This is a genomic window from Actinosynnema sp. NPDC050436, assembly GCF_040655415.1.
Taxonomy (GTDB): Bacteria; Actinomycetota; Actinomycetes; order Mycobacteriales; family Pseudonocardiaceae; genus Actinosynnema.
Genome location: NZ_JBFAJV010000010.1, coordinates 143,369 through 156,490 on the forward strand (window position 1 = coordinate 143,369; position 13,122 = coordinate 156,490).

A 13,122-nucleotide genomic window follows, 5' to 3' on the forward strand; every position below is an offset into this window, starting at 1 on the left:
GCCCGCCCCGGAAACCCGACCCGCACGGTGTGCGGGCTCGCTTGAGGAAGGAGAACTGGGAGCGCACGGACGACTCCGACGAGCGCGGGCTTCCGGGAGAACGGAGTCGACCGAGCGGAGCCGACCGAGCGCGCAAGCCGGGCGCTCGGTCTCGCCACCACCGCCCGCCGGCCCACTGCCCCACTGCCCCACTGCCCCATCGCCCCATCGCCCCATCGCCCCATCGCCCCATCGCCCCATCGCCCCACCGGCCCACCGGCCCACCGGCCCACCGGCCCACCGGCCCACCGGCCCACCGGCCCAGCGGCCCACCATCTCGCCAGCCCTCGGCCCTCGGCCCACCTCGGCCCACCTCGGGCCCAGCGGCCTGCCGGCCCCCCGGCCCCCCGGCCCCGCAATCGGGGCGTCCCCGGTCCGCCGCAGCACCTGACCGCACTCAGGTGCGGGTGGTGGTGAGCAGCGGCGACATGCGGCGGTGCGGCGAGCAGCGGCGAACGGGAGCGGGTGAGAGCGGGAGCGGGAGTGGGAGTGGGCGGGAGTGGGAGTGGGCGCGGCGGCCTCGGCCGATGGCGGGTGGCTGAGCGGCGGCGGAGTGGCGTTGAGGTGCCGGGAGGGCAGCGAAAGGACGGCAGAACGGCGGCGGGCTGGCGGCCCGGCTGGCTGGCTGGCGGCGGAACGGTAGTGGGGTGGGGGCATCCGGGTGGCTAGCGGCGAGGCGGCTCGGGAGCGCGGTGCCCCCGGAGCGACGGGCCTGGGACGTTGGGAGCCCAGGGGTGTCGGGGGCGCTGGGGCGGGAGGCGCGGGGTGGCGGAGGCGCGGGGTGGCGGGCGCGGGGGCGGCTGGGCGCGTCAGGCGCGGAGTGGCGGGGGCGGCTGGGTGCGGCGGACGCGGGAGTGGCGGGGCGGCTGGGTGGGTCGGGTGGCGGAGCGGGTGGGGGGTCGGGTGGGACCCCCTATGATCTGGCTGCGATGACTCTCACCGACCTGCTGCCGCCCTCTGCCGATGCCGACGTCGTCTACGAGACCTTCGCCGAGTGGGCGCACGGGCGGGGGCTCGAGCTCTACCCCGCGCAGCAGGAGGCGTTGATCGAGCTCGTCTCGGGCTCCAACGTCATCCTCAGCACGCCCACCGGCTCGGGCAAGAGCCTGGTCGCCATCGGGGCCCACTTCTGGGCTCTCGCCGAGGGCAAGCGGACCTACTACACCGCTCCCATCAAGGCCCTCGTCTCCGAGAAGTTCTTCGCGCTCATCGACACCTTCGGCGCCGAGAACGTCGGCATGATGACCGGTGACGCCAGTGTCAACGAGACCGCGCCGATCATCTGCTGCACGGCCGAGATCCTGGCCAACATCGCCCTGCGCGACGGTGCGGACGCCGATGTCGGGCAGGTCGTCATGGACGAGTTCCACTTCTACTCCGAGCCCGACCGGGGCTGGGCGTGGCAGGTGCCGCTGATCGAGCTGCCGAAGGTCCAGTTCCTGCTGATGTCGGCCACCCTCGGCGACGTCTCGTTCTTCGAGAAGGACCTCACCCGCCGCACGGGCCGGCCGACGACAACCGTGCGGTCGGCCGAGCGGCCGGTGCCGTTGAACTTCCAGTACGTCACCACGCCGCTGCACGAGACCATCGAGGAGCTGTTGCACGGCCGGGAAGCGCCGATCTACGTCGTGCACTTCACCCAGGCGTCGGCGCTCGAACGCGCGCAGTCGCTGATGAGCGTGAACGTCGCCACCCGCGCCGAGAAGGACGCCATCGCGGCGATGATCGGCCGGTTCCGGTTCACCTCCGGGTTCGGCAAGACGCTGTCGCGGCTGGTGCGGCACGGCATCGGCGTGCACCACGCGGGGATGCTGCCGAAGTACCGCCGGCTGGTGGAGCAGCTCGCCCAGGCCGGTCTGCTGAAGGTCATCTGCGGCACGGACACGCTGGGGGTCGGCATCAACGTGCCGATCCGCACGGTCGTGTTCACCGCGCTGTCCAAGTACGACGGCACCCGCACCCGCCACCTCAAGGCCCGGGAGTTCCACCAGATCGCGGGCCGCGCGGGCCGCGCCGGGTACGACACCATGGGCACGGTCGTGGTGCAGGCCCCCGATCACGTGGTGGAGAACGAGAAGGCGCTCGCCAAGGCCGGTGACGACCCGAAGAAGCGCCGCAAGGTGGTGCGCAAGAAGGCCCCGGACGGGTTCGTGTCGTGGAGCGACCAGACGTTCGAGCGGCTCAAGAACGCCGAGCCGGAGCCGCTCACGTCGAGCTTCTCGGTCAGCCACGCCATGCTGCTCAACGTGGTCGGCCGGCCGGGTGACACGTTCGCGGCGATGCGCCACCTCCTGGAGGACAACCACGAGGACCGACCCGCGCAGCGCAGGCACATCCTGCGCGCGATCTCCATGTACCGGGCGCTGCTGGCGGCCGGGATCGTGGAGCGGGACGGGCCGCACATCCGGTTGACCGTGGACCTCCAGGTGAACTTCGCGCTCAACCAGCCGCTGTCGCCGTTCGCGCTGGCGGCGATCGAGCTGCTCGACCGGGACGCGCCGGGTTACGCGCTGGACGTCCTGTCCGTAGTCGAGTCCACTTTGGACGATCCGCGCCAGGTGCTGTCGGCGCAGGAGCACAAGGCGCGCGGCGAGGCGATCGGCGCGATGAAGTCCGAGGGCATCGAGTACGACCAGCGGATGGAGCTGCTGGAGGAGGTCACGCACCCGAAGCCGCTGGCCGAGCTGCTCGACGCGGCGTTCGCCACCTACCGGCGCGGGCACCCGTGGGTGGCCGACCACCACCTGTCGCCGAAGTCGGTGGTGCGGGACATGTTCGAGCGAGCGATGACGTTCAGCGAGTACGTCTCCTTCTACCAGCTCGCCCGGTCCGAGGGCCTGGTGCTGCGCTACCTCGCGGACGCTTACAAGGCGCTGCGGCAGACCGTTCCGGAGGACGCGAAGACCGAGGAGCTCAACGACCTCCAGGAGTGGCTGGGCGAGCTGGTCCGCCAGGTCGACTCCAGCCTGCTCGACGAGTGGGAGAAGCTGCGCAACCCCGGCGAGGAGGCGATCGTCGACGACGCGCCGCCGGCGGTGACCCGCAACCCGCGCGCGTTCCGGGTGCTGGTGCGCAACGCGCTGTTCCGCCGCGTGGAGCTGGCCGCCCGCCGCAACTACTACGAGCTGGGCCGGCTCGACGGGGACTCGGGGTTCACCGCCGAGGTCTGGCAGGACGCGCTGGAGCCGTACTTCGAGGAGCACGACGAGATCGGGATCGGGCCGGACGCGCGGGGCCCGGCGCTGCTGGTGATCTCCGAGGAGGCGGACCGCTGGGTGGTGCGGCAGATCTTCGACGACCCGGCGAAGGACCACGACTGGGGTTTCGTCGCGGAGGTCGACCTGGCGGAGTCGGACGAGCACGGCACGGCGGCGCTGCGGGTCACCGAAGCGGGCGCGCTGTGAATCTTCGGGCCATCCGGTGGTACTCCGGCCCGGAACGGGGTACCAGCATGTCAACGTCGGGAGGGAGCGGAGGCTGTTGACCCTGTCGCAGGACGAGTTCGGCTTGCTCGGGCCGCTGGTGGTCCGCCGGGAGGGCAGGGTCGTCCCGATCACCGCCGCCAAGCACCGGATCGTCCTGGCGACGCTGCTGCTGGGCGCGAACCGCTCGGTGCCGGCGGGTGACCTGATCCGCCGGGTGTGGGGCGAGGCCCCGCCGGACCGCGCCGCGCAGACGCTGCCGGTGTACGTGATGCGGCTGCGCAGGGCGCTGGGCGACCCGCAGCTCATCCACACGACCCCGACCGGCTACCGGATCGACCTGCCGCACGACGCGCTCGACCTGCACCGCTTCGCCGCGCTGGCCGAGGACGGCGCGGCGCGCGCGGCGGAGGAGGACTTCGCCGGGGCGTGCGAGGTCTACGAGCGGGCCCTGGGCCACTGGCGGGGCTCGCCGCTGGCGGACGTGCCGTCGGAGTCGCTGCACGAGACCGAGGCGTCGAACCTGGCGGAGCGCAGGCTGCGGGTGACGTCGGAGCTGATCGACGTGAAGCTGCGGCTGGGCCGCTGCGACGAGGTGATCGCGGACCTGCGCCGGTTGACCGCGCAGCACCCGTTGCGCGAGCAGTTCTGGTCGCAGCTGATGGTGGCGCTGTTCCGGGCGGACCGGCAGGCGGACGCGCTGGACGCCTACCGGCAGGCGAGCACGGCGCTGGCGCGGGAGCTGGGCGTGGACCCCAGCGACGGGCTGCGCTCGGTGCACCACGCGATCCTGACGGGGGACCCGGCGCTGCACCAGCCGGCCGCGAACGCGTGGGCCCCGGTGTCTCAGCTGCCCGCCCCGGTGGGCAACTTCGTGGGGCGCGGCGCGGAGTTGGCGCGGGTGACGGGGTTGTTGACGCGGGCGGCGTCGGCGGTGGTGGTGTGCGGGCCGCCGGGGGTGGGCAAGACGGCGTTCGCCACGACGGTGGGGCACGCGGTGCGCGACCGCTACCCGGACGGCCAGCTGTACGTGAACCTGCGCGGCCACTCGACGTCGCCGCCGCTGTCCACGCCGGCGGTGCTGGCGCGGTTCCTGCGGGCGATGGGCGTGCGCGCGGACCACATCCCGGTGGACGAGGACGACCTCGTGCGCGGGTACCGGGCGCGGTTGCGCGGCCGGCGGGTGCTGATCACGTTGGACAACGCCAAGTCGGCGGAGCAGGTGCTGCCGCTGCTGCCCGGCGAGCCGGGGTGCTCGGTGCTGATCACCAGCCGCAACGAGTTGCGGGAACCGTTGCGGGCCACCGCGGTGCGGTTGGACGTGCTGCGCGGTGACGAGGCGTGGAAGCTGCTGGCCCGGTCGTTGGGGCCGGAGGCGGCGCTGGCGCAGTTCGACGCGATCGCGGAGCTGGCGCGGCTGTGCGGGTACCTGCCGCTGGCGCTGCGGATCGCGCTGGGCAACCTGGTGGGGCTGCCGCACGCGGACATCGAGTCCTACGTGGACGAGTTGCGCGGTGGTGACCGGTTGGCGGCGCTGGCGGTGGACAACGACGACACGGCGGCGGTGCGGCGGGCGTTCGACCTGTCGTACGCGGCGCTGCGGCCGGACGCGGCGCGGCTGTTCCGGCTGGTCGGCTTGTCGCCGGGGCCGGACTTCAGCGCGTTCGGCGCGGCGGCGCTGCTGGACGCGCCGGAGGCGGAGGCCCGGCGGCTGCTGGAGGACTTGGCCTCGGCGCACCTGGTGCAGCGGGTGGGCGCGGACCGGTTCGCGGTGCACGACCTGCTGCACGACTACGCGGCGGACCGCGCGGCGGCGGCCGGCGAGGACGGGGGTTCGGCGCGGCGGCGGCTGTTCGAGTGGTACCTGCGCACGGCGACCGACGTGGGCGGCGTGCTGTACCCGGAGCTGCGCCCGCCGTCCGCTCCCCCGGTGGCCACCGGGCTGACCTCGGACGCGGCGCGGGCGTGGCTGACGGCGGAGCGGCCGAGCCTGCTGGCGGCGACCGAGCACTGCGCGTCGGCGGGGCCGCTGCCGCTGTCGTGGCAGTTGATCGACGCGGTGAGCGGGTACTTCGGCACGCACGGGCACCACGTGGAGTTCGTGCGGGCGATCACGGCGGCGCTGGGCGCGGCGCGGCGGGCGGGCGACCCGGACGCCGAGACGTCGATGCTGGTGTGGCTGGCGGCCGAGCACCGCAACCTCGGGAACCTGCGCACGGCGCGGCGGTACCTGCGGGAGGCGTCGCCGTCGGGCCGGACGCGGTGGCTGCACGCGGGCCTGGCGGGCGTGGTCCACCTGGAGCTGGGCGAGTTCCCGGCGGCGGGCGAGGCGTTCGCCTCGATGCTGGAGCTGAGCGAGGAGTTGCCGGACATCCCGCACATCCGGGTGGGCGGCCTGGCCGGGCTGGGTGCGCTGGCGCTGATGTCCGGCGACTACCGCCGGGCGGAGGAGCACCTGGTGGCGGGGCTGGAGCTGGGGCGCGCGGCGGAGGGCGTGAACATCGTGGCGACGTGCGCGGCGCTGCTGGGCCGCTGCCGCACCGCCGAGGGCGACCACCCCAGGGCGGTGGCGCTGCTGCGGCAGGCGCTGGCGGACTGGTACCGGACCGGCGCGCGGCACGCCCGCGCGGACGGCATGGCGCACCTGGCGACGGCGCTGTGCCTGGGCGGCGAGCACGCGGAGGCGTTGCGCACGGCGCAGCGGTCGCTGGCGCTGGTGCAGGAGCTGGGCGGCAGCCCGAGGATCGAGTGCGAGGTGCACAACGCGCTGGGCCTGGTGCTGCGGCACCTGGGCAAGCCGGGCCGGGCGGTGGCCGCGCACCTGCGGGCGCTGGAGCTGGCCACGGCGTGCGACTACCGCTACGGCGTGGCGGTGGCGCACCTGCACCTGGTGCGGGCCATGGCGTTCGACGGCCGGCGCGCGGAGGCCGCGCGGCACGCCCGGATCGGCCACGAGCTGTCGGCGCGCTGCGGTTTCGGCGGGCTGGCGGCGATGGCGGCAGGTCTGCTGGCCGAGCTGGGCTGACCCCTGCCGGGCTGCGGCTGACGCCCGAACGGTGCGAGGGGAATGGCAGCGCGGGGCCGGGGCATTGCGACGGGCGGGCCGACGGGCGAGGATGACCGTCCGGTGGTTCAATCGCCGACGCCGTCGACCCGCATTGGATTTCCATGACGTCTGGACTGCCGTGCCCGACCTGCGAGGGGCCGGAACGCCGGGGCGCGCTGGAGCGCACGCTCCGGGTCCTCGCGGTGGACGACGAGGCGCCCGCCCTGGACGACCTGGTCTACCTGCTCAGGTCCGACCCCCGGGTCGCGCACGTCGAGGGCGTCACGGACGCCACGATGGCGCTGCGGACCCTGCACCGGGCGATGGACGCGGGCCAGTCGGTGGACGCGGTGTTCCTGGACATCCGGATGCCCGGCCTGGACGGGCTGGACCTGGCGCGGGTGCTGTCGCGGTTCGCGCAGCCGCCGCCGATCGTGTTCGTCACCGCGCACCAGGAACCGGCGGTCGAGGCGTTCGAGCTCAAGGCGCTGGACTACCTGCTCAAGCCGGTCCGGCCGGAGCGGCTCGCCGAGTCGGTGCACCGGATCGTGCACGAGGTGCTGGACTCCAAGGCCGCCGAACCGGTCGCGCCCGCGCCCGCCGGGAAGGCGCCCGACGTCGGCGACGAGGTCATCCCGGTGGAGCTGGGCGGGATCACCCGGTTCATCCGGCTCGCGGACATCCGGTACGTGGAGGCGCACGGCGACTACGCCCGCCTGCACACGGCGACCGGCAGCGGGCTGGTGCGGGCCGCGCTCAACGGGCTGGAGGAGCGCTGGCGGTCGGCCGGGTTCGTGCGCATCCACCGCAGCCACCTGGTGTCGCTGGGCCACATCGACGAACTGCGCCTGGAGGACGGGCACCTGAGCGTCAACATCGGCGGCGCGGTGCTGCCGGTCAGCCGGCGGCACGCCCGGCACCTGCGCCAACTGCTGGTGCGCCGCAACCGGCAGTCGCCGTGACCACGCCGGAACGCCCGCCGGGCGCGCAGCCGCCGCCGACCCAGCGCGTGGTGGTGACCAGTCCCCGGACCCGGGCCCCGCGCGCGCCCCGCCCCTACCCGGCGTCGCGGGAGATCGACGAGCAGAGCGACCTGGGCGCGGTCTACATGCGCTCGCTGATCCGCACGCAGCGGCGGCTGGGGCTGCTGCTGTGCGCGGTGGTGTGCGGGAGCGTGGCGGGGCTGCCGCTGGTGTTCGCGCTCGCGCCGGCGGTCGCCGCGCAGCGGCTGTTCGGGCTGCCGCTGCCGTGGCTGCTGCTGGGCGGCCTGGTGTTCCCGGTGTTCGTCGGCGCGGGCTGGTTCTACGTGCGGCAGGCCGAGCGGGGCGAGCGGGAGTTCGCCGAACTGGTGGAACGTTCGTGAGCAGTACCTACGGGATCATCGCGGTGCTGGCGGTCGCGGTCGGGACGATGCTGGTCGGCGCGTACGGGCTGCGGGTGTCGCGGACCACGTCGGACTTCTTCGTCGCGTCGCGGACCGTGTCGCCGTGGTGGAACGCCTCCGCGATCGGCGGCGAGTACCTGTCGGCGGCGTCGTTCGTCGGCATCGCCGGGCTGATCTTCGCGCACGGCCCGGACATGCTGTGGTTCCCGGTCGGCTACACGGCGGGCTACCTGGTGCTGCTGGCCCTGGTCGCGGCGCCGTTGCGGCGCAGCGGCGCGTACACGCTGCCGGACTTCGCCGAGGCGCGGTTCGGGTCGGCGGCGGTGCGCGCGGTGGCGAGCGTGCTGGCGCTGGGCATCGGGTGGCTGTACCTGCTGCCGCAGTTGCAGGGCGCGGGCCTGACCCTGCACACGCTGACCGGTGCGCCGGACTGGGTGGGCGCGCTGCTCGTGGCCGTGGTGGTGACCGCGAACGTGATCTCCGGCGGGATGCGCAGCATCACGTTCGTGCAGGCGTTCCAGTACTGGCTCAAGCTGACCGCGATCGCCGTGCCCGTGGTGTTCCTGGTGATGGCGTGGCAGGCGCACGGCGCGCGTGACCTGACCGGGCCGGAGCTGCCCGTCTTCCCGCGCGACACCACGGTGTCCTTCGACACCGACACGTCCGTGCACGTCGACCGGCCGGTGGTGTTCCACGGGGCGGGCGCGGTCGACGGGCTGCGGGTGAACGGCGCGCGCGTGCTGGAGGAGGGCGACCACGCGATCGCCGCCGGGTCCCGGCTGGTGTTCCCCGAAGGGGCCGCAGTGCCCCGGATGTCGTCCATCCCGTTCAACACCAACGAGACGTGGGCGCTGCCGACGCGCGACGGCGAGGGCTTCCCGCTCTACGCGGTGTACTCGCTCATCATCGCCACTTTCCTGGGCACCATGGGGCTGCCGCACGTGATCGTCCGCTTCTACACCAACCCGAACGGCCGCGCGGCCCGCCGCACGACGTTGATCGTGCTGGCGATGCTGGGGGTCTTCTACCTGATGCCGCCGATCTACGGCGCGCTCGGCCGGCTGTACGTGCCGGAGCTGCTGATGACCGGCGACACCGACGCGGTGGTGCTGGTGCTGCCCGGCCGGGTGGTCGACGGGCTGGGCGGCCAGCTGCTGGGCGCGCTGGTGGCGGGCGGGGCGTTCGCCGCGTTCCTGTCCACGTCGTCGGGCCTGATGGTGTCGCTGGCGGGGGTGCTGAGCCGGGACGTGCTGCGGCAGCGCGACGTCCGGGGGTTCCGCGTGTCGACCGTGCTGGCCGTGCTGGTGCCGCTGGGGATGACCTGGCTGGTGGGCAAGGTGCCGGTGGCGGACATGGTCGGGCTGGCGTTCGCGGTGGCGGCGTCGTCGCTGTGCCCACTGCTGGTGCTGGGAATATGGAGCACGCGGGTCAGCACGGTCGGCGCGGTCGCCGGGATGCTCGCGGGCGGCGTGCCGGCGCTGGTGGCGGGCCTGGTGACGATCAGCGCCGGCGGTGGGAACGTGTTCCTGGCCCGGCCGGCCGCGTGGACCGTGCCGCTGGGCTTCGTGGTGATGTACGTGGTGTCGCTCATGACGCCGCGCAAGGTGCCGCCGGGGGTGAACCACGTCATGGTGCGCTTGCACGCGCCGGAGAACCTGGGTCTGCGCAGCCAGGACCGGTTGTGACGGGGGTGTGGACGGCCGGCGCGGTGCTGCTGGCCGGGCTGGCCGTGGTGATCACGCTGTGGCGGACCTCCCGCAGCCGCGACGACTTCCTCACCCAGGAGCAGCGCATCACGTTCGAGACGCTGCACACCGCGTGGTCGGCCGCGCCGCCGCTGCGCGCGGGCCTGGTGCCGGAGGCGGCGAAGAAGTCCGCGAAGCACCTGCGGACCCTGCTCGGCACCCCGGCGCTCGCGCTGACCGACGAGACCGAGGTCGTGGCGTGGGAGGGCAGCGGCGACCACCACGCGGCCGACGCGATGGGCCTGGCCGCCGAGGTGTTCGCCACCGGGCGGACGCGGGCGTTCGACATCGCGTGCGCCGAACCGGACTGCCCGGTGCACACGGCCGTGCTCGCGCCGCTGACCGTGGAGGGCCGGGTGGTCGGCGTGCTGGCCGCCTACAGCCGGGAACCGTCGGCGGGCCTGGTGCGGGCGACCAACGAGGTGGCCCGGTGGGCGTCGGGGCAGTTGGAGCTGGCGGAGCTGGACCGGTCGCGGACCCGGCTGGTGGAGGCCGAGGTGCGCGCGCTGCGGGCGCAGATCTCGCCGCACTTCATCTACAACTCGCTGTCCGCCATCGCCTCCTACGTGCGGACGAACCCGGAGCGGGCGCGGACGCTGCTGCTGGACTTCGCGGACTTCACCCGCTACTCGTTCCGGCGGGCCGGCGACTTCACCACGCTGTCGGAGGAGCTGCGCTCGATCGACCAGTACCTGGCACTGGAACGCGCCCGGTTCGGCGAGCGGTTGCAGGTGACGTTGCAGATAGCGCCCGAGGTGCTGCCGGTGACCGTCCCGTTCCTGTGCCTGCAACCGCTGGTGGAGAACGCCGTGCGGCACGGGATGGAGGGCAAGGTGGGCCCCGGCCGCATCACGATCCTGGCGGCGGACGCGGGCGAAGAAGCCCACATCACCATCGAGGACGACGGCATCGGCATGGACCCGGAGGCCCTGCGCCGCACCCTGGCGGGCCAGGTCGGCGAAACGGCCGGGATAGGGCTGGGCAACATCGACGAGCGCCTGCGCCGCTGCTACGGCGACGACTACGGGCTGGTCGTGGAGACGGCACAGGGCCTCGGCACGAAGATCAGCGTCCGGGTGCCGAAGTACCAGGCGGGCGTGCACGCCTGAGCCGCCCGCGACCGTCGCGTGACGGGTCGCGGCACCGGCCCACGGCGTCCCGGAGCACCCTCGCGCGGGTGTCCCGGGACCTGCCGCCGTCCGGGCTCAGCCCGCCGCGCGGGTGCCCCGGCGCTCGGCCGCGTCCAGGACCAGCCTCAGCCACTCCGCGTCGGCCGCCGAGCTCTCCAGCGCCACCCGGCGCAGCCGCAGCCACAGGCCGGCGTCGGTCCACTCCTGGAAGCGGCGGTGGACGGTCGGGACGGTGACGCCGAAGGTCGCGGGCAGGTGGCGCCACGCGCAGCCGCTGGTCAGCACGAACACGATGGCCGTGAAGATGGCCCGGTCGGACACCCGGCCCCGGCCGCCGCCCTGGCGGCGGACCTTCGCGGGTGGGATGAGCGGTTCCACCATCGCCCACAGGGCGGGCGGCACCAGGCGGTTGGCCAGGTGCTCGATCACGTCCGCGTGCGGTGGCTTGGGTGGCGAGTCGGGGGCGCGGCGCACCCACGGCTCCTGGCGCTGGGCGTCGCCGCGCTGGCGGGCGCGCAGCAGGGTCGCCAGCGCCGCCTCGTCCCGCCGGGGTGCCACCGCCGGGTAGGTGTGCTGCTGGGCCTGTCGGGCTATCTCGGCGCCCACCGTGCGGCCGAACGGCTGCGCGGGTCGTGCGTAGTTGCTCATCGGGTCCTCCGCCAGGGGACTGTCGTGATGCCCATCACGCTAGGAAGCCGGCCGCTCACGGGTAACCACGTTCCCGCCGAACGGGGTCTGCAAGCGTCACACGGACCCCTCGAAGCCGCTCAACGGCACTCCTGGAGCGACGAACGGGCGAGCGGTCGGTTTTCGGCAGGCCCCCTCGCCAGGGGCGGGGCCGGATACCCTCGAACGGTGACGCCGCGCCTGCTAGCCACCAGCGACCTGCACGTGACCTACCGGCAGAACCGCGACTTCGTGTCGGCCATCCACCCGCACTCCCCCGACGACTGGCTGATCGTGGCCGGTGACGTGGCGGAGAAGTTCGCCGACGTGGAGTGGGCGCTGGGCGTGCTGCGCAAGCGCTTCCGCAAGGTGGTGTGGTCGCCGGGCAACCACGAGCTGTGGACGGTGAAGGACGACCCGGCCCAGTCGCGGGGCGAGGTGCGCTACAAGCAGCTCGTGGAGCTGTGCCGCAGCCTCGACGTGCTCACCCCGGAGGACGAGTTCGCCGTCTTCGAGGGCGCGGGCGGCCCGGTGGCGGTGGCCCCGCTGTTCACCCTCTACGACTACACGTTCCGGCCCGAGGGGACGACCGACAAGGCGTCCGCGCTCGACGCCGCCCAGGACGCCGGCGTGATGTGCACCGACGAGTACTTCCTGCACTTCGACCCGTACCCGAGCCGCGAGGCGTGGTGCGCGGCCCGGTTGGAGGAGTCCGAGCGCCGGTTGCGCTCCGTGGACGAGTCGTTGCGCACCGTGCTCATCAACCACTGGCCGCTGGTCCGCGACCCCACGTTCGTGCTGCGGTACCCCGAGTTCGCGCTGTGGTGCGGCACGGAGCGCACCGCCGACTGGCACCTGAAGTACCGGGCGGCGGTGATGGTCTACGGCCACCTGCACATCCCGCGCACCATCCGCAAGGACGGCGTCCGGTTCGACGAGGTGTCACTGGGCTACCCGCGCGAGTGGCAGCCCCGGGGCTGGACGCAGGCGCCGCTGCTCGACGTGCTCAGGGAGGACGACGCCCGGTGATCGGCGACATCCTGCCCGACGGGGTCGCGGCGTTCGACACGTTCGCCGACCACGAGGCGCAGCTGTTCCCCGAGGAGGAGGCGCTGGTCGCCAAGGCCGTCGACAAGCGCCGCCGCGAGTTCACCACCGGCCGGCACTGCGCGCGCACGGCGCTGGGCCTGCTGGGCTACCCGCCCGCGCCCGTGCTGCCCGGTCCGAGCCGCGAGCCGACGTGGCCGGCGGGCGTGGTGGGCAGCATCACGCACTGCAAGGGCTACCGTGCGGCGGCCGTGGGGCGCACGTCGGCGGTCCGCTCGATCGGCATCGACGCCGAGCCGGACGCGCCGACGCCGCCGGGCGTGCTGGACGCCGTCGCGCTGCCGGCGGAGCTGGCCATGGTCGAGGAGCTGCGCGCCCGGCACGACGGCGTGTCCTGGGACCGGCTGCTGTTCAGCGCCAAGGAGACCGTGTACAAGGCGTGGTTCCCGCTGGCGCGGGCGTGGCTGGGGTTCGAGGATGCGGAGGTGACCGTGCACCCGGACGACGGGACGTTCACCGCGCGGGTCCTGATCGACCCGCCGGTGGTGGACGGGGTGCCGCTGGACGGGTTCACCGGCCGCTGGCTGGCGCGGGAGGGGTTTGTGGTGACCGCTATCGCGGTACCTGCCTTGACGACCTAGGA

At 73.8% G+C, this 13,122-nt stretch carries 8 protein-coding genes and 1 pseudogene; 8 read left to right on the forward strand and 1 reads right to left on the reverse strand.

Going from position 1 to position 13,122, the window contains the following annotated elements:
- Nucleotides 1–968 precede the first annotated feature (968 nt).
- The 6 genes from AB0I60_RS23905 to AB0I60_RS23930 all read left to right on the forward strand — a co-directional run bounded on the left by AB0I60_RS23905 (nucleotide 969) and on the right by AB0I60_RS23930 (nucleotide 10,745).
- A complete protein-coding gene (locus tag AB0I60_RS23905; protein ID WP_360733062.1) occupies nucleotides 969–3,443 on the forward strand; it encodes a DUF3516 domain-containing protein in 2,475 nt (824 codons plus the stop codon).
- Between the two features lie 76 nt (nucleotides 3,444–3,519).
- Entirely contained in the window at nucleotides 3,520–6,486 is a 2,967-nt protein-coding gene (locus tag AB0I60_RS23910; RefSeq protein ID WP_360733064.1) for a BTAD domain-containing putative transcriptional regulator, read from the forward strand.
- 143 nt (nucleotides 6,487–6,629) lie between these two features.
- Nucleotides 6,630–7,469: a LytTR family DNA-binding domain-containing protein gene (locus tag AB0I60_RS23915; protein ID WP_360733065.1), complete on the forward strand. Its 840-nt coding sequence runs from the start codon at nucleotides 6,630–6,632 to the stop codon at nucleotides 7,467–7,469.
- Nucleotides 7,466–7,870 (forward strand): DUF485 domain-containing protein, encoded by a 405-nt coding sequence (locus AB0I60_RS23920; RefSeq protein WP_360733067.1) that lies wholly within the window; start codon nucleotides 7,466–7,468, stop codon nucleotides 7,868–7,870. Before AB0I60_RS23915 ends, AB0I60_RS23920 begins: the two co-directional genes overlap by 4 nt.
- Nucleotides 7,867–9,576, forward strand: coding sequence for a cation acetate symporter (locus AB0I60_RS23925; protein ID WP_360733069.1), 1,710 nt, complete (start codon nucleotides 7,867–7,869; stop codon nucleotides 9,574–9,576). The genes AB0I60_RS23920 and AB0I60_RS23925 overlap by 4 nt, the downstream gene beginning before the upstream one ends.
- Nucleotides 9,573–10,745: a histidine kinase gene (locus tag AB0I60_RS23930; protein WP_360733071.1), complete on the forward strand. Its 1,173-nt coding sequence runs from the start codon at nucleotides 9,573–9,575 to the stop codon at nucleotides 10,743–10,745. The genes AB0I60_RS23925 and AB0I60_RS23930 overlap by 4 nt, the downstream gene beginning before the upstream one ends.
- Before the next feature lie 174 nt (nucleotides 10,746–10,919).
- Here AB0I60_RS23930 and AB0I60_RS23935 read toward each other — a convergent pair.
- Nucleotides 10,920–11,195: pseudogene (locus AB0I60_RS23935) on the reverse strand (transposase); the annotation flags it as partial.
- Between the two features lie 426 nt (nucleotides 11,196–11,621).
- Between AB0I60_RS23935 and AB0I60_RS23940 the strand changes: the two are divergent.
- Nucleotides 11,622–12,461, forward strand: coding sequence for a metallophosphoesterase (locus AB0I60_RS23940; RefSeq protein WP_360733072.1), 840 nt, complete (start codon nucleotides 11,622–11,624; stop codon nucleotides 12,459–12,461).
- Complete coding sequence (locus tag AB0I60_RS23945) at nucleotides 12,458–13,120, forward strand: 4'-phosphopantetheinyl transferase superfamily protein (RefSeq protein WP_360733073.1); 663 nt, start codon at nucleotides 12,458–12,460, stop codon at nucleotides 13,118–13,120. The genes AB0I60_RS23940 and AB0I60_RS23945 overlap by 4 nt, the downstream gene beginning before the upstream one ends.
- Nucleotides 13,121–13,122: the final 2 nt, after the last annotated feature.